The 24,644-nt window shown below is 49.0% G+C and carries 17 protein-coding genes, 1 tRNA gene and 1 pseudogene; 15 read left to right on the forward strand and 4 right to left on the reverse strand.

Translation table 11 applies throughout. The features are described 5' to 3' along the window. Positions 1-3: 3 nt before the first annotated feature. On the reverse strand, positions 4-525 hold the full coding sequence (tsaE, locus tag DFR44_RS06455) for a tRNA (adenosine(37)-N6)-threonylcarbamoyltransferase complex ATPase subunit type 1 TsaE (protein WP_133620275.1): 522 nt from the start codon (positions 523-525) through the stop codon (positions 4-6). A gap of 33 nt (positions 526-558) precedes the next feature. Here tsaE and queG point away from each other — a divergent pair, with 33 nt between their 5' ends. The 3 genes from queG to DFR44_RS06470 all read left to right on the forward strand — a co-directional run bounded on the left by queG (position 559) and on the right by DFR44_RS06470 (position 3,864). After that, positions 559-1,665 carry a tRNA epoxyqueuosine(34) reductase QueG gene (gene queG / locus DFR44_RS06460; RefSeq protein ID WP_133620277.1) on the forward strand — a complete coding sequence of 369 codons (1,107 nt, stop codon included), beginning with the start codon at positions 559-561 and terminating at the stop codon, positions 1,663-1,665. A 189-nt stretch (positions 1,666-1,854) separates the two neighbouring features. Then, positions 1,855-2,868 carry a homocysteine S-methyltransferase family protein gene (locus DFR44_RS06465; protein WP_133620280.1) on the forward strand — a complete coding sequence of 338 codons (1,014 nt, stop codon included), beginning with the start codon at positions 1,855-1,857 and terminating at the stop codon, positions 2,866-2,868. Between the two features lie 114 nt (positions 2,869-2,982). Continuing rightward, the gene (locus tag DFR44_RS06470) at positions 2,983-3,864 is read left to right on the forward strand and encodes an EamA/RhaT family transporter (protein ID WP_133620282.1); all 882 of its coding nucleotides are present in this window, start codon (positions 2,983-2,985) and stop codon (positions 3,862-3,864) included. Between the two features lie 164 nt (positions 3,865-4,028). On the opposite strand, the gene DFR44_RS06475 is transcribed toward DFR44_RS06470, so the two are convergent. Then, entirely contained in the window at positions 4,029-4,487 is a 459-nt protein-coding gene (locus DFR44_RS06475; protein ID WP_133620284.1) for a hypothetical protein, read from the reverse strand. Positions 4,488-4,662: 175 nt separating this feature from the next. On the opposite strand from DFR44_RS06475, the pseudogene metH reads away from it, so the two are divergent. From metH to pyk, 5 genes and pseudogenes are all read left to right on the forward strand, one after another. Further along, positions 4,663-7,281: pseudogene (metH, locus tag DFR44_RS06480) on the forward strand (methionine synthase); the annotation flags it as partial. A 30-nt stretch (positions 7,282-7,311) separates the two neighbouring features. Beyond that, the gene (locus DFR44_RS06485; protein ID WP_133620288.1) at positions 7,312-7,728 is read left to right on the forward strand and encodes a hypothetical protein; all 417 of its coding nucleotides are present in this window, start codon (positions 7,312-7,314) and stop codon (positions 7,726-7,728) included. A gap of 97 nt (positions 7,729-7,825) precedes the next feature. After that, on the forward strand, positions 7,826-8,353 hold the full coding sequence (locus DFR44_RS06490; RefSeq protein WP_133620290.1) for a YcnI family copper-binding membrane protein: 528 nt from the start codon (positions 7,826-7,828) through the stop codon (positions 8,351-8,353). 88 nt (positions 8,354-8,441) lie between these two features. After that, positions 8,442-8,873: a copper chaperone PCu(A)C gene (locus DFR44_RS06495; RefSeq protein ID WP_133620292.1), complete on the forward strand. Its 432-nt coding sequence runs from the start codon at positions 8,442-8,444 to the stop codon at positions 8,871-8,873. Positions 8,874-9,072: 199 nt separating this feature from the next. Further along, positions 9,073-10,497 carry a pyruvate kinase gene (gene pyk / locus DFR44_RS06500; RefSeq protein WP_246012068.1) on the forward strand — a complete coding sequence of 475 codons (1,425 nt, stop codon included), beginning with the start codon at positions 9,073-9,075 and terminating at the stop codon, positions 10,495-10,497. Between the two features lie 132 nt (positions 10,498-10,629). Here pyk and DFR44_RS06505 read toward each other — a convergent pair whose 3' ends face one another. After that, positions 10,630-11,127 (reverse strand): hypothetical protein, encoded by a 498-nt coding sequence (locus DFR44_RS06505; protein ID WP_133620296.1) that lies wholly within the window; start codon positions 11,125-11,127, stop codon positions 10,630-10,632. A gap of 159 nt (positions 11,128-11,286) precedes the next feature. On the opposite strand from DFR44_RS06505, the gene secA reads away from it, so the two are divergent. The 3 genes from secA to hpf all read left to right on the forward strand — a co-directional run bounded on the left by secA (position 11,287) and on the right by hpf (position 17,743). Then, complete coding sequence (secA, locus tag DFR44_RS06510) at positions 11,287-14,073, forward strand: preprotein translocase subunit SecA (RefSeq protein WP_133620298.1); 2,787 nt, start codon at positions 11,287-11,289, stop codon at positions 14,071-14,073. 270 nt (positions 14,074-14,343) lie between these two features. Then, the gene (locus DFR44_RS06515) at positions 14,344-17,202 is read left to right on the forward strand and encodes an adenosylcobalamin-dependent ribonucleoside-diphosphate reductase (protein ID WP_133620300.1); all 2,859 of its coding nucleotides are present in this window, start codon (positions 14,344-14,346) and stop codon (positions 17,200-17,202) included. A 226-nt stretch (positions 17,203-17,428) separates the two neighbouring features. Next, entirely contained in the window at positions 17,429-17,743 is a 315-nt protein-coding gene (gene hpf / locus DFR44_RS06520) for a ribosome hibernation-promoting factor, HPF/YfiA family (protein WP_133620302.1), read from the forward strand. 60 nt (positions 17,744-17,803) lie between these two features. Here hpf and DFR44_RS06525 read toward each other — a convergent pair whose 3' ends face one another. Further along, a complete protein-coding gene (locus DFR44_RS06525) occupies positions 17,804-19,225 on the reverse strand; it encodes a phosphomannomutase/phosphoglucomutase (protein WP_281275630.1) in 1,422 nt (473 codons plus the stop codon). A gap of 133 nt (positions 19,226-19,358) precedes the next feature. Here DFR44_RS06525 and pgi point away from each other — a divergent pair, with 133 nt between their 5' ends. From pgi to mutS, 4 genes are all read left to right on the forward strand, one after another. Continuing rightward, positions 19,359-20,900 (forward strand): glucose-6-phosphate isomerase, encoded by a 1,542-nt coding sequence (pgi, locus tag DFR44_RS06530; protein ID WP_162845187.1) that lies wholly within the window; start codon positions 19,359-19,361, stop codon positions 20,898-20,900. Positions 20,901-21,013: 113 nt separating this feature from the next. After that, positions 21,014-21,098: transfer RNA gene (locus tag DFR44_RS06535), tRNA-Leu, on the forward strand. Positions 21,099-21,258: 160 nt separating this feature from the next. Continuing rightward, entirely contained in the window at positions 21,259-22,041 is a 783-nt protein-coding gene (locus DFR44_RS06540) for an inositol monophosphatase family protein (protein WP_133620306.1), read from the forward strand. A 15-nt stretch (positions 22,042-22,056) separates the two neighbouring features. Beyond that, entirely contained in the window at positions 22,057-24,642 is a 2,586-nt protein-coding gene (gene mutS / locus DFR44_RS06545) for a DNA mismatch repair protein MutS (RefSeq protein WP_246012069.1), read from the forward strand. Positions 24,643-24,644 lie beyond the last annotated feature (2 nt).

The following is a 24,644-nucleotide window of genomic DNA, read 5'->3' on the forward strand; positions in this document are numbered from 1 at the left end:
GCCTTATTCAAGGCTTAAAGCTCGTACATCCACAGAAACTGGAACGGTTATCCGCACTTGACGCTGCCCATCAAAAGATTCTGATGATACATCGGCAGCGTCATCCACATGTTCAAAACTCAATCGCATCGTTGGCTCAGGCAGTGCGCCTTGGGCTTGGGTTGGCCATTCAATCAGAGCAATTGAATGTGGATTTAAATACTCATCAAACCCCGCCGAAAACCATTCCCGCGCTTCGCCCAGTCGATACAAATCGAAGTGATGTAATTGCCGCGCACCGTGTGGCTCATGATTCGGGTTCGTTAAATCATAAGATTCTACCAAGGTATAAGTGGGGCTTTTAACCCGCCCTGTCACGCCCAAAGCGCGTGCAAAATAGCGCGTGAAAGTGGTTTTGCCTGCGCCTAACTCACCTTGTAAAAATATCACTTCGCCCGCCCGCACAATGCGCGCCAACTGCTGCGCCAAACGTTCGGTGGCGGCTTCGTTGGGTAAAGTCAATTTAAAAGTCACATTTTCACTCATAAAACTCGGCTCATTTTTCGGTATGATGGCGGCATGACGACGCCTAAAAACAGCCCACATTGTAACGCAGCAGCGGAACTGTCCGCATGGATAAAAGCACAAGCCCTTGCACTTGGGTTTGCGCACGTCGGCATCAGCCAACCTGATTTACGTTCGGCGAAACAAGCACATTTGGCGTGGTTAGAGGCTCAATTTCAGGGCGAGATGGATTACATGTCTCGCAATATTGAAGCGCGTTTTCAACCCGATGTGCTCGTACCACACACGCTCAGCATCATCAGTGTGGCCTTGCCTTATCTGGCAACCGATTTGCCAGATGACTGGCGAGCGGATGCTTGGCAGAATATCAATAACCAAAATAAAGCCTATGTCTCTCGCTATGCGCTCGGGCGGGATTATCATAAAGTCGTGCGCAATACCTTGCAAAAGCTCGCCAGCGCATTGGCAGCGCACCTTGCCAATATGACTGAACAGGTTTTAATTTATCGTGCGTTTGCCGATTCTGCGCCTGTGCCCGAGGTTGAAATTGCGCAGCAAACTGCTTTAGGTTGGCGTGGCAAACACACGTTGTTGCTCAATCGCGCGCACGGTTCAATGTTTTTTCTCGGCGAGTTGTATGTCAATTTAGACTTGGCGACTGATGCGCCGAGCAGCGCACATTGTGGTCAATGCACCGCCTGCATCGACATCTGCCCAACTCGTGCGATTGTTGCGCCGTATCGTGTCGATGCCCGTCGTTGCATTTCGTATTTAACCATTGAGCATAAAGGCGAAATTCCACACGAGTTTCGTCAAGCCATTGGCAACCGAATTTATGGGTGCGATGACTGCCAACTGGTCTGCCCTTGGAATAAATTTGCGCAAAAGTCCGCTTTGTCTGATTTCGCTGTGCGACACGCGCTGGATTGCTCCGATTTACTGGCATTGCTCCAATGGGACGAAGCCACGTTTAAACACAATATGGCGGGTTCTGCCGCTTATCGCATCGGTCATGCTCAATGGCAGCGCAATGTCTTGCTTGCTCTGGGCAATGCGCCGACCACGCCAGACGTACTCACTGCACTACAGACCTTTACCACTCATCACAACCCCGTTGTTGCTGAACAGGCGCGCTGGTCTTTAGCGCAGCACCCAAAATAATGCTCTTATCACAACCGCTTCTTTTTCAAACATCCGCGGCCTAAGTGCATGCGAATGCTCGGTACGGCTCAAAATCAACACGTGCTGTTTTGCATCCACCTCACGCCTTTGGTACAATGGTGGGCTGGCGATGAAGGCCATTATTTCCAATAAAATCAAATTGATAGAAACATTTAAGAAAGTGTCGTTATGAATTACACTCGCGCCCAAAACCTGCCAGACATTCTCAAGCAACGCATCGTTGTCCTTGATGGTGCAATGGGCACGATGATTCAGCGTTACAAATTGTCTGAAGCCGACTATCGTGGTACGCGATTTGCCAATCATCCGATTGATGTCAAAGGCAATAATGAATTGCTGTCATTGACCCGCCCCGATGTGATTTCTGAAATTCATCGCCAATACTTAGCCGCAGGGGCGGACCTCATCGAAACCAATACTTTTGGCGCGACCACCGTAGCGCAAGACGACTATCACATGGCCGAATGGGCGTATGAAATGAATGTCGAGTCTGCGCGTTTGGCGCGCGCGGCGTGTGACGAATACAGCACGCCCGACAAGCCGCGTTTTGTTGCTGGCGCCATTGGCCCCACGCCCAAAACCGCCAGTATTTCGCCTGATGTGAACGACCCCGCTGCACGCAATGTGAACTTTGAGCAACTGCGCGCGGCGTATTACGAGCAAGCCAAAGGGCTGATGGATGGGGGCGCAGATGTGTTTTTGGTGGAAACAATTTTTGACACGCTGAACGCAAAAGCCGCGTTATTCGCCCTCGAAGAACTTTTTGAAAACACACAAGAACGTTTGCCCGTCATGATTTCGGGCACGGTCACGGACGCTTCGGGCCGCATTTTATCGGGGCAAACCGTGGAAGCGTTTTGGTACAGCTTGCGCCACGCCAAGCCCATCACATTCGGTCTGAACTGCGCTTTGGGTGCGGAGCTAATGCGCCCGTACATCGCTGAGTTGGCTAAGATTTGTGACTGCGGTATTTCATGCTATCCAAACGCGGGGTTGCCGAATCCGATGTCTGATACGGGGTTTGATGAAACGCCCAACATCACTGCGGGACATTTACATCACTTCGCCGAATCGGGCTTGGTGAATCTCGTCGGCGGTTGTTGCGGCACGACACCTGATCATATTGCGGCTATCGCACAAGCGGTTGCAACGCAAAAACCACGCGCTTTGACTTCAGCATAGTTGCAGTTAAAACGCAGTCAATCGGCAACACCAATTAAATCATCGACGACCACATGGACGCTCGGTATTTAATTGTTGAATCATTTTTCTGTATTTCACCTCAAAGGGTTTGTCATGACTTATCTGCTATGCGCCATTTTATGCAGCGTCGCTGTGTCTGTTTTTTTAAAGCGAGCGCGCACGCAAAACATCGTGATTGAACAAGCGATTCTCGTAAATTACGTTGTCGCCACCGCATTAACATGGTTCTTTCTGTCGCCGAATCTCAACGCCATCGCGCATGAACCCAATGCGATTATGTTGTTTGTTGCGCTTGGGGTTCTGTTGCCGACTGTTTTCATCATGATGTCGCACGCGGTGCAACATGCGGGGATTGTTAAATCAGATGCAGCCCAACGTTTGGCTCTGTTCATTCCGATTTTGGCCTCATTTTTGATTTTTGGTGAACAACTCAAAACCAGCCGTATGGTCGGGATTGGCTTGGCGTTTTTAGCGTTATTGTGTTTAATCGCTAAACCCAGTGCGGCGGGTAAAAACCGCGCCAGCTCGGGCAATCAAGGCGCATTGATTGGCAGCTTGCTGGCGGTGTGGGTCGGTTATGGCGTGATAGACGTGCTCTTTAAACAAGTGGCGAAAACAGGCAGCGCAACCCCCGCCAACCTGTTCGCCGCATTTGTCCTCGCAGGCGTTCTGATGTTGATCTACCTGCTCATCAAGCGCACGCGTTGGAATGACGGCAGCTTGGCGAGCGGCATTATTTTAGGCGCACTCAATTTCGGCAATATTTGGTTTTACATCCGCGCCCACCAAGAGTTTAGCGACAACCCCACCTTGGTTTTTGCGGGGATGAACGTTGGCGTCATTGCCCTCGGCACTTTGGTCGGCGCAGGGTTGTTTCGCGAAAAACTTTCTCGCATCAACGTGCTGGGCATTGCAATTGCCATGAGCGCGATTGTGTGTTTATTCTATTTGGAGCGATTTTTTCCTGCGGTTTAGATGGGTTAAACCAATTACATTCAGTCCCGTTGAACTTGGTTTAGTTAGCGTGTGTTTGTTGGTTGGTGTTTGATGTTCACGCGTATGTCATGCTTGTTTTTGGATAAACATGTGGCGCAATGCGCGTTGCTTATTGTGCCCTACGGTTTACTTGTTGAGTATCTTTACTGTTCTACTGCTTTGCTTAAAGGTTGCGAACCTACAAATTTAAACCCTCCATCTAACTCTTGATAATAATTCACGGAACAACTGCCCTTTTGCATTCCTGATACAACAAATAACCTACTGTCAGGCTTGAAATACACCTCGTTTTCACAATCTTGGTCGTTATAATCCACCTGTAAATATTCAGGCAAAAATTTTGCTTCTCCCGTTTTGACATCTACATAAAAATATCTTGCGCATCCTGTGCCACAGCCAAAAGAGTTCACAACATAATGACCAGCAAAGTTTATTGGCATTTTCCCAGTCTCAATAAATCTCGATTTGAACTGTTTGGTATCTTTATTCAAAGTGACATTATGTCGTGGCCCTATATATGCCTCAACTTGATAATCCTTAAACCGAAATGCGGCCTGTGCTAATAGTGGTAGACATATCAGTAAAGCAACTATTTTTTTCATTTATCCTCTCCTTGTAAGAAAGCTAATTAAAGCACACATAATTCCAATTGTGTAATCCACCACACATCTAAGCAACGCGCATTGCGCCGCATGTCTAAAATACAGCATAATGCTAAATTAATACAAAATGCGTCCAAACGCTTATTGACGCTTATATCTTTACACTGAATTGATTATGACCACCCAACACCGCAACCTCCGTCTCTCTGGCCTTGAACCTTTTGTCGTGGACGACGCATCGCTATTCGTCAACGTGGGCGAGCGCACGAATGTGACGGGTTCTAAAGCCTTTGCCCGCATGATTTTGAACAGCCAATTCGATGAGGCGTTGTCGGTGGCGCGGCAACAGGTGGAGAATGGTGCGCAAGTGATTGACATCAATATGGATGAGGCGATGCTCGATTCAAAAGCGGCGATGGTGCGCTTTTTGAATTTAATTGCCTCTGAGCCTGATATTTCACGCGTACCGATTATGATTGACTCGTCAAAGTGGGAGGTCATTGAGGCGGGTTTGCAATGCGTGCAGGGCAAGGCGATTGTGAACTCGATTTCTCTTAAAGAGGGTGAAGTCGCCTTCATCGAGCACGCTAAAAAAATCATGCGTTACGGCGCGGCGACGGTGGTGATGGCGTTTGATGAGGATGGTCAAGCGGATACATTGGCGCGCAAAATTGAAATTTGCCAACGCTCGTATGATATTTTGGTTCACACCGTTGGTTTTCCTGCGGATGACATTATTTTTGACCCGAATATTTTTGCGGTGGCAACGGGCATTGAAGAGCACAATAATTACGCGGTTGACTTCATTGAAGCGACCCGTTGGATTAAAGAGAATTTGCCATTCGCGCTGGTCAGTGGTGGCGTGTCGAATGTGTCGTTTTCGTTCCGAGGCAATGAGCCTGTGCGCGAGGCGATTCACACGGTGTTCCTCTATCACGCGGTGGCGGCGGGAATGGACATGGGCATTGTCAACGCAGGACAGCTCGGCGTGTATGCCAATCTAGACCCGCTGTTGCGCGAGCGTGTGGAGGATGTGATTTTAAATCGCCGTGCGGATGCAACCGACCGCTTGCTTGAAATTGCCGACCAGTTTAAAGGCGATGGCATCAAAAAAGAAGAAAACCTCGTTTGGCGTGAGCAGGGCGTGAATGCTCGCTTGACTCATGCGCTGGTCAATGGCATCACTGCGTTTATTGATGTGGATACCGAAGAAGCGCGACTAAATGCCGCTCGTCCCATCGAAGTCATTGAAGGCCCGTTGATGGACGGCATGAATGTGGTCGGTGATTTATTTGGCGCGGGCAAAATGTTCTTGCCGCAAGTGGTGAAGTCGGCGCGTGTCATGAAGCAGGCCGTGGCTCACCTCATTCCGTTTATTGAAGAAGAAAAAGCGGCGCGCAAAGCCGCTGGCTTCAAAGACGCTGAAAGCTCACAAGCCAAAATGGTCATCGCCACGGTCAAAGGCGACGTGCATGATATTGGTAAAAACATCGTGACCGTCGTCATGCAGTGCAATAATTACGATGTCGAAAATATGGGCGTGATGGTGCCATGCGCACAAATTCTTGCCAAAGCCAAAGAAGTCAACGCGGATGTCATTGGCTTATCGGGCTTGATTACGCCGTCGCTCGAAGAAATGGCGCATGTGGCCTCTGAAATGCAGCGTGATGATTACTTCCGCGAGCGTAAAATTCCTTTATTGATTGGCGGTGCAACCACTTCACGCGTGCATACCGCCGTTAAAATCGCCCCCAATTATGACGGGCCTGTGGTGTGGGTCGCCGATGCTTCGCGTTCGGTGACGGTCTTGCAACAACTGCTGTCTCCGCAAACGCGCGATGCGTTTTTAGCCGAGCACCATGCAGAATACGAGCGCGTGCGCCGTCAACATGCCAACAAAAAAGGGCAAGTGCAGATTTCTCCTGAGGCCGCGCGTGCGAACAAATTGCAAACCGATTGGACACGTTACACGCCTCCCGCCCCTAAAGTACTGGGCAAGCAGTTGATTGAAGACATGGATGTGAGCGTGCTGATTGACTATATTGACTGGGCGCCTTTCTTCCAAGTGTGGGATTTGGCGGGGCATTTCCCAGCCATTTTAGATGATGCTGTGGTGGGGGCAGAAGCACGCCGTGTTTATAACGACGCGCAAGACATGCTGCAAAAAATTGCCCGTGAAAAATGGCTCACGGCTAAAGGCGCATACGGCTTTTATCCCGCCAACACCGAGGATGACGACACCATCGTGGTCTTTAGCGATGAGACACGCAAGACCGAGCTATTGCGCTGGAACCCAGGTCGTCAACTCACTGAAAAACCTGTCATTGATGGCAAAGCCCATCCAAACCAGTCATTGGCGGATTACGTCGCGCCCACAGGACGAGATTACATTGGCATGTTCGCCGTCACAGCAGGGCTGGACATGGAAGAACGTTTGGCCGCAATGGATGCGGCGTTTGATGATTACGGTTCAATCATGTTTAAAGCGCTTGCCGACCGTCTGGTTGAGGCTTTTGCAGAATACCTGCATGAAAAAATTCGTAAAGATGATTGGGGTTACGCGCCCGATGAGGCTCTAAGCACTCATGAGTTGATTAAGGAGCAGTACCGCGGCATCCGTCCTGCACCTGGTTACCCTGCATGTCCTAAACATGAAGTGAAAACTGATTTGTTCCGCGTGCTGGACGCTGAGTCCATCGGCATGCGCTTAACGGAAAGCCTAGCGATGTGGCCTGCGTCATCCATTTCTGGCTTTTATTTCGCCCATCCAGAATCGCACTATTTCAATGTGGGCGGGAGCATGTGGTCTAATTAATTAACCCTCATGAACATACTGCGCTTGCCCTCGTCTCGGCGTTTTCTCGGTGCATGGCTATTGCCCTTGCTGCTGTGGGCGGCGTTGTGGCCTGCGCATTTTGCCAACGTGGCGGGGCGCGTGGTCGATGTGTGTACCGAGGATGGCGTTCGTTCTGTTTGGGTGCAAGATGATGCGGGCGCGACGGCAACGGCAATTTCAAGCAAGACCGCCGACCCGCAAAAAAGCGCACATGGTCAGCCCCATTGCGCATGGTGTTTGTTCACACTGCCTGCGCTGATTTTTTTCGCGTGGTTGTGGTGTGCTCGGCCGCGCTCAACATCTAATTTAACAACCCTTTATCAAAGCCCACTGCGTTCGCTTCTGTTTTTCGAGCGCTGGTCTCGCCCTCGCGGCCCGCCTGTTGCAACTCCTATTTGTCTTTAATTTTTAATGAAATAAAGCGGTCACGCCATGTGTGGCGGCTTATTGATACGTCCTGCCTTTTTGGTCTGGGCGGTATTCTCATTTTTTAGGAGTTGTAATGAAACATTTATTGAAAACAAATTACGCCATCGTGGTCAGCATGCTCGCCATTGCCAGCGCACCCGTCTATGCGCATGTCTCTGCCGAGCCGAAGCAAGTGGTTGCGGGGGAGTACGCCCGCATTGCAATCAAAATTCCGCATGGTTGCGACGATGCGCCGACGAATTCTGTCATCGTGCACTTACCAGAGGCTTTTCAAAACGCCAAGCCCATGCCCAAAGCGGGCTGGGACTTAAAAATAAGGGAAGCTAATTTATCAGAACCTTATGAAAATAACGGCAAAATCATCACGATATTCACTTCACAAATAGAATGGTCGGGCGGTTCGTTGCCCACTGATTTTTATGATGAGTTTGTTTTTTATACTAAAGTAAGCGGCTCACCAAAAAAACTGTACATTCCTGTTGAACAGAAATGTGGCAACAAAAATATCATGTGGCAAGCCACTTCTCATGATGATGCGTATCCCGCCGCCACGCTCGATGTTCTGCCGTCAGCGGCCGAGCATGGTGCTCACCATCATTAAACCGTGCAGGAGGTCGAACCAAAATTGGACTTGACCTCCTACATTAAATATTGTTTTTCTTTCATTCAAAAATTTTAGGAGTTTTATCATGTTTAAAATACCCGCCATCATCGCCTTGGCTTTTTTCACGCTGGCTGCACACGCCAAAATTACAGTAAACGAACCGTGGGCGCGCGCCACAGTTGACGGACAAACCATGGGTGGTGCATTTTTGACCCTGACCAACGACGGCAATGACAATGCCACTTTGATTGGCGCACAAAGTCCCGTCGCAGAAAAGGTCGAGTTGCACATCATGAGCAACCATGAGGGCATGATGCACATGCAGGCGACATCTGAAATCCAACTGCCCGCGCATCAAACCGTTACCCTTGCCCCAAAAAGCACGCACATCATGTTAATGGGTCTCAAAAACACATTGCGTGCAGGAGAAACAGTGCCCTTAACTTTGCTGGTTAAGCAAAAAGGCCGCACACAACAACTGCGCGTACAGGCATCGGTAAAGGCGTTGGGGCAATAAGGAAAAACTCTGAAGGGAGTCCGAGGTATTTACACGCAACATGATGCAACACATCGGTTGTGTGTAAACGCTTATGTAGTAAAACAACAAATATAAATATCAATTCAGTAATTTGAATACATGGGCACTTGATTTTCATTCGAAAATGGCGCATTCTTACGCATCACTTTTATCCACCCACACAACAAGAATACTAAAAATGAGAGACACAAAAATTGTAGCCACCCTTGGCCCCGCTTCCTCTGATGAACGCGTGTTGCGTGACATGATTAATGCAGGCGTGAATGTTGTGCGCATTAATTTTTCGCATGGCACGGCACAAGACCATATTGACCGCGTGAGTAAAGTCCGCAAGTTGGCTCTAGAAATGGGCGTGCATATTGGCGTGTTGGCTGACTTGCAAGGCCCTAAAATTCGCATTGCTCAGTTCGCCGAAGATAAGGTGATGCTCGAGAATGATGCCGAATTTACATTCGACACCGATGCGGGGACTTTAGGCGATGTGCATCGTGTTGGCTTGGATTATCCTGAGTTGATTAAAGATGTTACGACGGGCGATATTTTGTTGCTCGATGATGGCAAAATCCGTATGAAAGTGCTTGGAAAAACCAACACCAGCGTGCGTTGTGTGGTTGAAAAAGGCGGCGTGTTGTCAAACCGCAAAGGCATCAACAAACTGGGGGGCGGTTTATCGGCCGCAGCATTGACCAGTAAAGATTGCGCCGATTTGATTACAGCGGCGGCTTTTGAGGCTGATTTTTTGGCCATTTCATTCCCCAAAAATGCGGCCGACATGTATATGGCACGCGAATTAATGCGCAATGCAGGTGGTAAAAACGCTTTAATGATTGCAAAAATCGAGCGGGCCGAAGCCATTCCAAATCTCGATGAAATTTTGGACGCTTCAGACGGCATCATGGTTGCACGTGGCGACTTGGCCGTGGAAGTCGGTGATGCCAAAGTCCCTGCGTTGCAAAAGAGAATGATTCGCAGGGCGCGTGAAAAAAACAAATTGACCATCACCGCCACACAGATGATGGAGTCGATGATTAGCAGTCACGTACCGACCCGCGCCGAGGTCTCGGACGTTGCCAATGCCGTGTTGGATGGTACGGATGCTGTGATGTTGTCCGCCGAGACTGCATCGGGCGCGTTTCCCGTTGAAACAGTGCGCGTGATGGCGCAGGTGTGTGAAGAGGCCGCATTGTTCGCACCCATTACACTCGACCAAGAGATGAGCAACATGACCTTTGGTCGAATCGACCAGTCGGTGGCCATGGCGGCGATTTTCACCGCCCATCATCTCAAAGCCAATGCCATCATTGTTTTAACCGAATCAGGTTCCACGCCGCTATGGATGTCTCGTTTTAACAGTGGCGTGCCCATCTTTGCGGGCAGCCATAATGTTCACACCTTGCGTCGCTTGAGTTTGTTCCGTGAAGTCAATGTGATTCCTTTGTCAGAGCACAACATCAACCGCGATACCATCGTGGCGCAAATTGAAGCCGAGCTTATTAAACAAGGTCAGCTCAAGTTTGGTGACACCGTGGTCATGACCTTTGGTTCAAACATGGGTCAAATTGGGGGTTCGGATAGTTTGCAGATTCGGCGCATTGGTGGTTAGGGTCGCGCTGGAGTGAGTTCGCCCCAGCGTCTATAAAAAACGAGCCAAATAACGGCTCGTTTTTTGATGTGCGTTTAGCGCGTGTTTTAGCTTTATTTATTTGGTTTTTGATAAAGAAAAACACATTCAATATCAATTTGATTTTTTCTCTCCGTGAATCGCCAACATCCTAATCAATGCCGCTTTCACGGGCGAATCATCGGGCAGATGCGAGATGGTGTCGGCAATTCGATGGGCGCTTTTAACCGTTAAAATCCGAGGGTTTTTTTCAACCTCCTCTTTTTTAGGTGATATTAACCACACGGGGCGGTTGAAATGGCTGACCTTGACCTCCATATGATGAATGCTCCAGCCCGTCATGTTGAGTCCGTCCACGATGAGCGGTGCAATTTGTTTGATTTTCGTTGCCAGCGCATTGTGTGGAACTTTTAGTGTCAGTATGTGCTCACTCAAAAACGCACGCCACCCTGTTTTTAAGGTGTCGGGCATCAGTGCTTTGATGGCTATCGACAAATGTGCATTTTGTTCAAGGCGAGGTAAAGTGTGCGCCAAATGCGAGGTTTGCAACCAAGTGTCATTGACGCGCCACACGCCAGGCGGACGGTATTTGGATTTGGAATAAGTCACCATAGGAATGCTTTTGGTTGATAAATTTTAAGAACGACAACGATGTCGAGTTGTTTTACGCCGCAAGTGAATGCGGCATGGTAAAATAGAACGTTATGTGCGTATTTTTGGCATAAAGTAAAAAAAATCGCACAACTCATATCATTTTAGGATAAAAGCACCATGGTCAGCGGATTATTAAAAAAAATTTTTGGTTCACGCAATGAGCGTTTGCTCAAAATTTATCGTCGCAGTGTCAAACGCATCAACGGTATTGAAGAATCGCTGGCCTCATTGTCTGATGAAGCGTTGACAGCAAAAACAACAGAGTTTAAACAACGCTATCAAAATGGCGAATCTTTAGAATCAATGCAAGCCGAAGCCTTTGCGGTGGTGCGTGAGGCATCGCGCCGTGTGTTGGGCATGCGCCATTTTGACGTTCAATTGATTGGCGGTATTGTTTTGCATGAAGGCAAAATTGCTGAAATGCGCACGGGTGAAGGTAAAACATTGATGGGTACCTTGGCGGTATACCTGAATGCAATCACAGGCAAAGGGGTTCACGTCGTCACGGTCAATGACTACCTCGCACGCCGTGATGCCCAATGGATGGGGCAGTTGTACAATTTTCTTGGATTGAGCGTTGGCATCAACTTATCAGGCATGGAACGCGATGACAAAATTGCCGCGTACCAAGCCGATATCACATACGGCACCAACAACGAGTTTGGCTTTGACTATCTGCGCGACAACTTGGTTTACAACGCGCAAGAACGGGTGCAACGACCTTTGCACTATGCGATTGTGGACGAGGTGGACTCGATTTTAATTGACGAAGCACGCACGCCGTTGATTATCTCAGGCACGGCTGACGACAATACGGAGCTGTACACCAAGCTCAACAGTGTGCCGCCCATGTTAATCCGTCAAGCAACTGAGCCAAAAGCCGATGAGCCTGAACCAGAGGGCGATTACTATATTGACGAAAAATCACGTCAAATTCATTTGTCAGAAGCGGGGCACGAAAAAGTTGAGCACATTCTTGAGCAAATGGGTCTGATGCCAACGTCGGCCAGCTTGTATGACCCTCAGCACATTTCTTTGGTACATTATTTGCACGCGGCCTTGCGCGCCCACACCTTATTTACACGCGACAAAGACTACGTTGTGCAGGACGGCGAAATCGTCATCGTCGATGAGCACACAGGCCGACTCATGACGGGCCGTCGCTGGTCAGAAGGTTTGCATCAAGCGGTTGAAGCCAAAGAGGGTGTTGAAATTCAATCCGAATCGGTGACCTTGGCTTCCATCACGTTCCAAAACTTCTTCCGCATGTACGAAAAACTGGCGGGTATGACGGGTACGGCGGACACAGAAGCATATGAGTTCCAACAAATTTACGGTTTAGAAACAGTGGTCATTCCCACCCATCGTAAAGTTCAACGAATCGATAAACAAGATTTGATTTTCCGCTCCGCTGAAGAAAAACACGATGCGGTTATTAATGACATCAAAGATTGCATCAAGCGCGGCCAGCCGACTTTAGTGGGCACGGCTTCGATTGAGTTGTCAGAGCACCTGTCCGCGCTGCTCAATCAACAAGGCATTGCGCACAACGTGCTGAACGCCAAACAGCATGAGCGTGAAGCACTGATTATTTCACAGGCAGGCCGCCCAGGTGCGGTCACCATCGCGACCAATATGGCGGGGCGCGGTACGGATATTGTCCTTGGAGGCAACGTCAACATCCAGTCGCAGTTCATTTTAGCGGATGACCGCCTGACCGACGCGCAAAAACAGCAACAGATTCAACAACTCAAAGATGAACACCCTACTTTGCACGACCAAGTTTTAAAGGCGGGTGGTTTGCACATCATCGGTACTGAACGTCACGAATCTCGCCGTATTGACAATCAGCTGCGTGGTCGTGCGGGTCGACAAGGTGACCCAGGCTCTTCGCGTTTCTATTTGTCGATGGATGATCCATTGTTGCGCATTTTTGCAGGCGAGCGCTTAAAGTCAATGATGGACCGTCTGAAAATTCCACAAGGCGAAGCCATCGAATCGGGCATGGTTTCGCGCTCAATTGAGTCGGCGCAACGCAAAGTAGAAGCACGTAACTTTGATGTCCGCAAGCAATTGCTCGAGTACGATGATGTTGCGAACGACCAACGGCGCGTGATGTATGCACAACGCAATGAGTTGCTTAATGACGGCGACATCATTGAAACCGTGGCCGCCATGCGCAACGACGTCATGGCAGAAGTTGTTTACCAATATGTGCCGAATGGCGTAACCGAAGAGCAGTGGCTGTTGTCTGAGCTGGAAAACCATTTGAAAGATGAATGGTCTCTCGAGTTCCCTGTCGTCGAATGGATGACCTCGCATAAAACGGCGACACCAGACGATTTGGTTCAAGCGGTACAAGAACAAGCGAGTGAAACTTACCAAGTTAAAATCAATTCCGTTGGTGCCGATGGCTTCCACAATTTCGAACGTGTGCTGATGCTCCAATCAATGGATCAACAATGGCGTGAGCACTTGGCATCTTTGGATCATTTGCGTCAAGGCATTCATCTGCGCAGTTATGCTCAGAAAAACCCCAAACAAGAATACAAACGCGAAGCATTTGATTTGTTCAGCATCATGCTTGAGCGCATCAAGAGCAATGTGACCAGTATTTTGATGAACGTTAAAGTCCAAGCGCAAGAGCAGTTAGAAGAGGCCGAGCAGCACATTTTGCATCATGAAGAAGAGATGTTGTCGAATTTAAACTTTCAACACAGCGATGCACCTGTGGCTGACGATGCTCAAAACAGTTCAGACCAAACCGCTTCAACCTTCCAAAAACAAGTGCTTGCCAGTGCGTTTGGTGAGGCTGAAAGTGGAACTGCTCGTGTTGGACGCAATGAGCCATGCCCATGCGGTAGTGGCAAAAAATACAAACAATGCCACGGTCGATTGGCTTAATGATGTCATGAAAGCCCGCATAAAAAATGCGGGCTTTTTTTGCTCCGCAACAAAAAAATTTCAAAGTGCCAATGCCCTCAATAAAACCAATAACCTTTTGTAAATAAAGGATTTTTTTTGTGTTGTGCGGCATAAAATGCACAAGGGTGCTTACACACACTCTGATTTTTCGGTATGATAGCGAATGTTAAAAAAAATAAACCGAGACGCGATGTGATCGCAAGCTCAGTTCTGTTGAATCAAAAAAGCACACACCCTGTAGGAGCCCCCGTGAAAAATGAAAACATTGCAGCCCTGACTGAACAAGAAATTTGTCGCGAGGTCTTATTAGAAAAATACGCCAAGGGCGACGAACAAAATGTCAACGATGTACGTAAACGCGTGGCACTCGCTTTGGCTCAATGCGAGCAATCCAAGGATGTTAAAAAATTTGCCGATTTGTTTTTCAAAACGCTCGATGGCGGTTTTATCCCAGGCGGTCGCATTAACTCGGCCGCAGGTACAGATTTACGCGCCACGTTGATTAACTGTTTTGTTCAGCCTGTTGGCGATTCAATTTCTGAAGTTGACAGCGATGGCAAGCCTGGGATTTATTCCGCTTTACTGCAAGCCGCTGAAACCATGCGTCGCGGTGGCGGTGTGGGTTATAATTTCTCTAAAATTCGCCCCAAAGGCGCAGCCGTCAAGGGAACCAATAGCCTTGCCTCTGGCCCTGTGTCATATATGCGCGTGTTTGACCGCTCGTGCGAGACGGTGGAATCGGCTGGCTCGCGTCGAGGCGCTCAAATGGGTGTGTTGGACTGCGACCACCCCGATATTGAAGACTTCATTCACGCCAAAGATGAGGGCGACCTGCGTAACTTTAATATTTCTGTCGGCGTGTCGGACGCCTTCATGCAGGCGGTCAGCGACGACGCGGATTGGGAGTTGGCGCACGAGAAACAGCCCGATGCGTCCGCATTTCAAGGCTTTTACCAACGCAATGACGGCAAATGGGTTTATCGCAAAGTACGTGCACGTGATTTGTGGCAACAAATCATGGAATCTACATACGACCATGCCGAGCCAGGCGTGTTGTTCATGAGTAAAATCAACCGTGACAACAACTTGTCATACTGTGAAGTCATCGAATCAACGAACCCCTGCGGTGAGCAGCCTTTGCCCGATTATGGCTGCTGCGACTTGGGCTCAATCAATCTATGTAAATTTGTGCGTGACCCTTTTGGCGCACAGCCGCATTTTGACTTCGAAGGTTTTGCAGCAAACACCGCCTTGTCTATTCGCATGTTAGACAACGTCTTGGATTTAACGGTTTGGCCGTTGCCTGAACAAGAGCGCGAAGCACAAAACAAACGCCGCGTAGGCTTGGGCTTTACGGGTTTGGGTGATGCGCTGATTATGCTGAAACTGAAATACAACAGCGTTGAAGGTCGTGCCATGGCCTCACGTATTTCAGAAACCATGCGCGATGCGGCATACAATGCATCTGTAGACATCGCCATTGAAAAAGGCGCATTTCCCTTATTTGATGCCGACAAATACCTCGCCGAGCCGCATTGTGCGAGCCGCCTGCCTGAAGCGATTAAAACGCGCATTCGTGAGCACGGCATCCGCAACTCACATCTGCTCTCAATCGCGCCAACGGGAACCATTTCACTGGCGTTCGCGGACAATGCCTCGAATGGCATTGAGCCGCCTTTTAGCTGGTTTTACACCCGCAAAAAACGCATGCAAGACGGTTCAAAACAAGAGTACCAAGTGGAAGACCACGCTTACCGCGTATACCGCTTGATGGGCGGTGACGTCAACAACCTGCCCGATTATTTCGTATCGGCACTCGAAATGAGTGCGGAAGACCACATGCTCATGTGTACCGCGGTTGGCCCTTACGTTGATACGGCTATTTCTAAAACGGTCAATGTACCCGCCGATTACCCATTTGAGGACTTTGAAAACCTCTATATGGCGGCTTGGAAAGCAGGTCTAAAAGGCATCACCACATATCGCCCGAACAGCGTGCTGGGCTCGGTTTTGTCGGTTGAGCCATCGAAGGAAACACCGCAGGACTTGTCGGGCAATTTAATGACAATTGAGAACGACACGGAACGTCGAATCAGTTTACAAACTGCGCCCACTCCTGCTTTAGCCAGCTTGAAATACCCGCACCGTCCCAAAGCGCGCGGCGGCAACCCGTCATGGACGTATATGGTCGAGCATACCGATGGCAACTTCGCCGTTTTTGTCGGTCATATGGACAACGAATCAGAACCATTTGAATGCTGGGTCAACGGCAACCATCCGCGTGGCTTGGGCGCAGTGGCAAAAACCTTGTCGATGGACATGCGCAGCCAAGATAAATCATGGCTCGCCATGAAGCTTGATTCATTAGCACGTACTTTTGGTGACCATGAGTACGTAGTGGAAATGGGCGACACAGAAATTCAGGCCAGCAGCGCATCGTCTATTTTGGCCAAGGTGTTGCGTCATCGCATCGCTCAAATACCCGCACCAGAAAACGAGGCCAATGAGCCCACGCCTGTTTTAGATGCCATGTTTGCTCGCAAAGAGCCTAAGTCAGGTACAGATGGCACGATTAGTTGGTCTGTGGACATTAACAATCCTCAAACAGGCGATGATTTTGTCTTGTTCATTAAAGAATTGGTGTTGCCAAATGGAACGCGTCGTCCATATTCAATGTGGATGGCAGGCACGTACCCGCGTGAATTAGACGGCCTGTGCAAAATGTTATCGCATGACATGCGCGTGATTGATCCCGCATGGATTGGCATGAAATTGCGTAAATTGCTCAACTACGCAGAGCCACAAGGTGACTTCTTTGCCCGCGTGCCCAATGCAGAAAAATCACAAAGCTGGCCTTCAACAATCGCCTACATGGCTCGATTGGTGATTCATCGCTATGCCATGCTCGGCATTTTGAGCGAAGACGGCTACCCCATTGAAAATATGGGTGTGATGATGCCTGAACAAGGTGACTTGTTTAATGAGCGTATCGAAAAAGTCGCGCCCATGGCAGGTAAGCCCTGCCCCGAATGCGGCAATCACGCGGTCATCAAGAAAGATGGTTGTGAGTTTTGCACAGCGTGCGGTCATGTGGGTGCATGTGGCTAATATTTCAAGCGCACTCAATCCCGCTTCGATATGAAGCGGGATTTTTTTATCATGTTTATGTGCATTGCAGCATAAAAACAATAGATGCCCTCTTGCAAGCGCAATTAAATAAGCGTACCTTAAGGGCGTGGGCAAAAATAACGAACGAACTACCCATAAAGCTAGAGGTTTTTTTCAACACACTTGTGGTGAATTGAAGCAGCCACAAGGCAATAGGAGGTCCATCATGAACGTTCAAGTCAGTGGTCATCACATCGAAGTCACCCCAGCTATCCGCGAATACCTAGAAGAAAAACTCGTTCGAGTTCGTCGTCACTTTGAACAGGCGATTGATGTACAAGTCACTTTTTCAGTTGAGCGACATGTACAAAAGGCATCTATTCGCTTACACTCAAAAGGTCACGATTTTCATGCTGAGGACATTGAAAACGACTTGTATGCCGCTATTGATTTGGTGATGGATAAATTGGACAAACAAGTGATTAAATATAAGAACAAAAACCAAGAGCACCATTCAGACCTTAAACGACAAATGGCATAAACATAAAAACGCCGCGGTTATCGCGGCGTTTTTTTATTATTTGAATATTAAAACAGAATATTAAAACGTTACATTCAAATCGGGCGCGATACGCTGTAAGCCTGTACGAAACTGGGCTTTAATTCGTTCTAAACCCGCCTCGTCGTTGGCCTCAAAACGCAGCACCAAAACAGGGGTGGTGTTTGATGAGCGCACCAAACCAAAGCCATCTGAAAAGTCCACACGCAGGCCATCCACGGTGTTGACCTGTGCGTTATCAAATTTAATATGTGTTTTAAACAATTCTACAATGTGTGGCCCCTCGCCTTCTTTCACTTTCACATTGATTTCAGGTGTCGAAATGCCTTGCGGTAACTCATTTAAGACACGCGTCACTTCCTTTGCATCCGTCGATTGTGGCTGTCGAGACAAAATTTCCAACAACCGCGCACCCGCATACAGGCCATCATCAAAGCCTGACCAACGGTCATTGAAATACAAATGCCCACTCATTTCGCCCGCAAAAACCGCCGCCGCGCCCACTTCGCGTAATTTTGCTTTCATCAATGAATGGCCTGTTTTCCACATCAATGGCGTTCCACCATGTTGACGAATCCATGGCGCAAGGTGTGCACTGCATTTCGCATCAAAAATCACGGTTGCGCCTTGATGACTTTGTAAAATATCTTGCGCAAAAAGCATCGAAAGCCTGTCGGGGTAAATAATCTGCCCATCCTTGGTGACTACGCCTAAACGATCTGCATCACCATCAAAAGCCAAGCCCACTTCAGCATCCGTGGTGCGCAAGATGTTTTGCAAATCAACCAAATTATGCGGGTCAGCTGGGTCAGGATGGTGGTTGGGGAAGTGCCCGTCCACATCACAAAATAGCTCGGTTACTTCACAACCGAGACGCTTAAATATTTCAACTGCTGCTACACCACCCACACCATTGCCGCAATCAACGGCGATTTTCATCGGCCGAGCCAGCTTCACATCCTGTAATAAAGCCTCAAGGAATACGGGCAAAATATCCAAGGTTTTAATCACACCGTGCTGCTGTGCGGTGTGCAAATCACCTTTGACAATGCGCTCGTATAATCCCGAAATCATATCGCCATATAAAGTATCACCACCGAGCATCATTTTTAAACCGTTGTATTCGGGTGGGTTATGACTGCCCGTGACCGCTACGCCTGAACCTGTTTGCAGATGCTTGGTGGCAAAATAAACCACAGGCGTTGGTACCATACCCACATCAATCACATTGACACCCGCAAGGACAATGCCCTGCGCCAAGGCATTCAATAAACGCTCGCCCGACAAACGCCCGTCACGTCCGAGCACCATGTCAGTTAAACCGCGTTGTTGAGCCTCTGTGCCCAGTGCGTGACCAATCTGGCGCACAGCTTGTTCGGTTAACGTCTCATCAACCACGCCGCGGATGTCGTAGGCTTTGAAAATACTTTTTATCATCATGTTCTCCGTCATTGAGTGCATCATTTTACCTTGTCATGCTTTTACGTCATGTCTTTTTGTTATTTTGCTACAATAACCGCGCAACAACCGCAAATAAGTGCAGCCATTGAAGCGTGCCATTTCACTAATTGACATAACAATGACCGAGGGAAAAATAATGACTCAACCGAATCAACAGCCCGCTTGGGCGGCCTTAAAAGAGCATCGTGCTGCGACAGCAAGCGAGACCTTATCGAGTTTGCTCACCGCCGACAGCAGCCGTCCAAAACGTTATACTGCCAGCGCAGCAGGCATCCACCTTGATTTTTCAAGACACTTGATTAATGACCAAACCATGAGCATGTTTGAGCAACTGCTTGAACAGCAGGACATGAAAGGCTGGCAGGCAAAAATGTTTGGTGGCGAAGCCATCAATACGTCCGAAGGTCGCGCGGTGTTGCACGTAGCCTTGCGCGGCTCATATAAAGGCACTGACACAGGCATTCCTGCCGAAGTGGCTGAAACACAACAGAAATTTTTTGCGTTTGCACAAGCGGTACGCAACGGCACAATTAAAAGTCATAGCGGCGAGGCGTTCACGGATGTCATTAACTTAGGCATTGGTGGCTCTGATTTGGGGCCGCGTCTGATTTGTCACGCACTGGCGGATAAAGTCGCCAGTCCTCGGGTTCACTTTGTTGCCAACTTAGATCCCACAGAAATGCACAACGTGCTGATGGGACTTAATCCCGCCACCACCTTATTTATATTGTCATCCAAGAGCTATTCCACAATGGAAACCCAAGCCAATGCCGAAGCCGCCGTTGCTTGGCTGACAACGCATTTCAAAAACAGCGACATCGCTGCCATCAAAGCCGCACATTTTTGCGCCGTTTCAAACAACATTAAAGCCATCAGCAGCTGGGGCATCGCACTGGAACGTTGTTTCACTTTACCCGAGTGGGTCGGCGGGCGTTTTTCATTGTGGTCCGCCGTCGGTTTATCAATTGCCATTGCCATCGGCGAAGCGAAATTCCGCGAGATGCTGCAAGGTGCGCATGAGATGGATGAGCACTTTCTTAATGCGCCTTTAAATAAAAATTTACCCGCTTTGCTCGCTATTTTAGGTGTTTGGTACACCAACTTTCACGGCGCACAAACTCATGGTGTGATTAGTTACTCAGAACGTTTACGCTATCTCCCTGACTATTTGCAACAATTAGAAATGGAATCAAATGGCAAATGTGTCGATAAAGAAGGCAAGCCCGTGACTTACGCCACCTCGCCTGCTTTATTTGGTGGCTTAGGAACAACCACGCAACATAGTTTTTTCCAGATGTTGCACCAAGGCACGCAACTCGTGCCGCTCGACATCATTAGCGTATCCGCGCAAGACAACATCGTTGCGCACGAAGGCGACAGCCGTGCCGCTGATTTGCTGCTGTTTGCACAAGCACAATCCGATGCGCTCGCTTATGGCGTTGATGCCTTACCCGTCAGCCTGCGTGAACAATGGCAAGCCAAACCTAGCTACAGTCACTTCCCCGCCAGTCGCCCTAACAGCCGCATTCACCTCGATGCGCTCACCCCACACACACTCGGTGCGCTCATAGCCATGTATGAGCACAAAACTTTTTTACAAGGTGTGATATGGCACATCAATAGCTTCGACCAATGGGGTGTGGAACTGGGCAAAGTCATGTTTGGTTCTATGAAATAAGCCTAAAAAATTAGGAACGTACATTTTTTTGGACTTCAATGAACTTCTCAGTGATTTTTTTCATGAGTGGGCTTGTCAAACCCAAAAAAAACGTTCATAATGCTGTTCTCGTTGCCGGGGTGGTGGAATTGGTAGACGCGCCGGACTCAAAATCCGGTTCCGAAAGGAGTGGGGGTTCGATTCCCCCCCCCGGCACCAACGAATAAAAAGGGCTGTACTGATTTTCGGTACAGCCCTTTTGCTTTGTGTTCACTTTTGTAGCCCAAAACAAGCCTAAATTACAGTAAAATGACGTTTTACCGCATTTATCAAGAATGAATGCGAGTGCTTCTAACACACGACCAACAGGATTTTTCTCATGCATCCCATGCTCAATACCGCCGTTTCGGCTGCCCGCGCTGCTGCGCAGATTATCACCCGCGCGAGCATGAACCTCGAACAAGTCAAAGTCAGCCCAAAAGGCACGCAAGATTTGGTGACCGAGATTGACCATGCCGCTGAGGATATTATCAAAAATATCTTGTTGGAAGCCTATCCTAAACATGCTTTTTTAGGTGAAGAATCAGGCCTGACAGGGCATGTCAATTCGAATCACAAATGGATAGTTGACCCAATCGACGGTACGAACAACTTTATTCATGGGTATCCACACTATGCGGTGTGCATCGCTTTGGAAATTGATGGAAAAGTTGAGCACGGCGTTATTTACAACCCCTGTACAAACGATTTGTTTACGACCAGCCGTGGTTCGGGGGCGTTTTTGAACAACCGCCGCATTCGTGTGTCGTCGCGCATTCGCTTGACGGATGCGCTACTTTCAAGCGCGCTGCCCTCGAAAGAACTGAAAAACAATCCAAGCTTAATCGATTTACAAACCCGTTTGCGTTTTAACGCTTCAGGTTTGCGTTATTCTGGCTCATCGGCACTGGACTTGGCCTATGTGGCCGCAGGTTATATTGATGGCTTCATCGGTGTGGGTTTGTCGTCTTGGGATATTGCTGCAGGTGCTTTAATGGTGAAAGAGGCGGGCGGTTTAACCACAGATTTGACAGGTGAAAGTGATTTCATGAGTGGCTCGATTGTGGCGGCGACGCCCAAAATTTTGCCGCACTTGCTGCGTGAAATTTCGCCTGCACTCTAATTGAGCAACAACGGTATGACCGCGACCGTTAAACACTCTCCGATGATTACCCAATTTTTGGGAATTAAGGCAGATTTCCCGGATACATTGCTGTTTTATCGCATGGGCGATTTTTACGAATTGTTCTTTGATGATGCGATTAAAGCTGCTCAATTATTGGGGATTACACTCACAACTCGCGGCACGTCAAATGGCGAGCCCATTAAAATGGCGGGCGTGCCTTATCATTCAGCCGAGCAGTATTTAGTTAAGCTCCTGAGCTTAGGTGAATCCGTTGCCATCTGCGAACAGGTCGGCGACCCCGCCACCAGTAAAGGCCCTGTCGAGCGCAAAGTTGTGCGCATCTTAACGCCAGGTACGGTGACGGATGCTGCTTTGCTTAAAGACAAATCCGATGCCTATTTGATGGCGGCGCATACCCGTGGCACGGGTGCGAATGCTCAATTGGGTTTGGCGTGGCTAAACATGGCGAATGGTGAGTTTTGTGTCACCGAAGCACCTGCACGCGAATGGAGCAGTTGGGTGGAGCAAATCCGCCCATCTGAAATTGTATTGTCTGACCGCATCATCTCTGACATGGCGAGTCCTGCGTTCGAGTGCGTGTTCACGCCTTTACCTGATAAATTTTTCCATAGTGACAAGGGCGAAGCCGCACTGCTCGCGCAACTCTCAGTCAAACATTTAGCCAATCTAGATGCCGAACATTTAACGGCTGGCTTGGCCGCAATTCAAGCGCTTTTGCATTACGCGCAACACACACAAGGCCAAGCCTTACGTCATGTACAGACGTTAACAGTCGTTCGGAGTGAGCACTATCTGACGCTCGATGCTGCAACGCGGCGTAATTTGGAAATCACAGAAACCCTGCGCGGACAAGAGTCCCCCACTTTATTTTCTCTGCTGGATGGTTGCGCCAGCAGCATGGGTTCGCGTTTGTTGAAACGCTGGCTGCACCACCCTTTGCGACACGCGCCGACCGTATTGGCTCGTCAAACTGCGATAGAGGTACTGCTCAATGAGCGGACACAACCCGCACTGCGCACACATTTAAGCGGATTGTGTGACATGGAGCGCATCGGTGCGCGCGTGGCATTAAATTCGGTCAGACCGAAAGAATTGGCCGCCCTACGCGACAGTTTATTAAGTTTAGATGCGGTGCGTGCGGTGTTGCCTGTAGGGCATGCCGAACTACTGGACATGTTGGCAAATGCTGTTCGCAGTCCGAGCGGGTTACTTGAATTACTGCAACAAGCGATAACGGCTGAACCTGCTACCTTTGTGCGCGAAGGTGGGGTGATAGCGGACGGTTTTGACACTCAATTGGACGAGTATCGAGGTCTGCAAAGCAATAGCGGTGCATTTCTAATCGATTTAGAAAGTCGTGAGCGTGCGCGCACAGGCATCGCGGGTCTAAAAGTTGAATACAACCGCGTACACGGATTTTATATTGAGTTGACCCATGTGCAGGCAAAAGATGCTGCCTTGCCCGTTGATTATCAGCGACGTCAAACCCTCAAAAACGCAGAACGCTTCATCACGCCCGAACTCAAAGCATTTGAGGACAAAGCGTTGTCGGCGCAGTCTTTGGCTTTGGCACGCGAGAAGCTTTTGTATGAACAGCTATTGATTGAGCTCCAGCCATTTGTGGGCGAATTGCAAACCTTGGCGCGCGTGTTGGCACAGCTGGATGTGCTCAGTACATTGGCCGAGCGCGCCCGCGCTTTAAATTGGCGCAAGCCACAATTGGTGGAGTCGAGCTGCATTCATATTCAACGTGGGCGACATCCCGTGGTCGAACAACAGGTCACACCTTTTATCGCCAATGATTGCCATTTGTCCAGCGATGAGCGGCTGTGGGTCATCACGGGTCCGAATATGGGCGGTAAATCAACATTTATGCGACAAGTCGCGCTCATCACTTTGCTTGCTTATGTGGGCAGCTTTGTGCCCGCTGAACATGCAACTTTAGGCCCGATTGACCGTATCTTTACTCGCATCGGCGCGGCAGACGACCTTGCGGGCGGGCGCTCGACATTCATGGTCGAGATGACCGAAGCGGCGCAAATTTTGCAACACGCCACCTCGAATAGCTTGGTGTTGATGGATGAAATTGGACGGGGCACATCAACCTTTGATGGTTTGGCTTTGGCAATGGCGATTGCTCAATCATTGTTGAATAATCAACTCAGCTTAACCTTGTTTGCCACGCATTATTTTGAATTGACTCAACTCGCCCACAGCGCACCGCATGTTAAAAATGTGCATTTGTCCGCCGTAGAAGAACGAGAGTCCATTGTGTTTTTACACAAAGTTCAAGAGGGGCCCGCCAGTAAAAGTTATGGGCTGCAAGTGGCGCATCTCGCGGGCGTACCGCGCGTAGTCGTCAATGCTGCACGCAAGCATTTGGCTGAGCTCGAAGCGCAGCACGCCAGTCATACGCAATTTGATTTATTTAGCGGCACCACGGTAGTGGAAGATGCGCCAGAATCGTTGGCTCTCGTCGCGCATCCATTGTTAGATGAGATTGAGCGATTGAACCCTGACGAAATGTCACCCCGTCAGGCATTAGACGCGCTGTATGCATTGAAAAAATTATTATAAGG

Source organism: Hydromonas duriensis (assembly GCF_004363775.1).
In the GTDB taxonomy this organism is placed as follows: domain Bacteria; phylum Pseudomonadota; class Gammaproteobacteria; order Burkholderiales; family Burkholderiaceae; genus Hydromonas; species Hydromonas duriensis.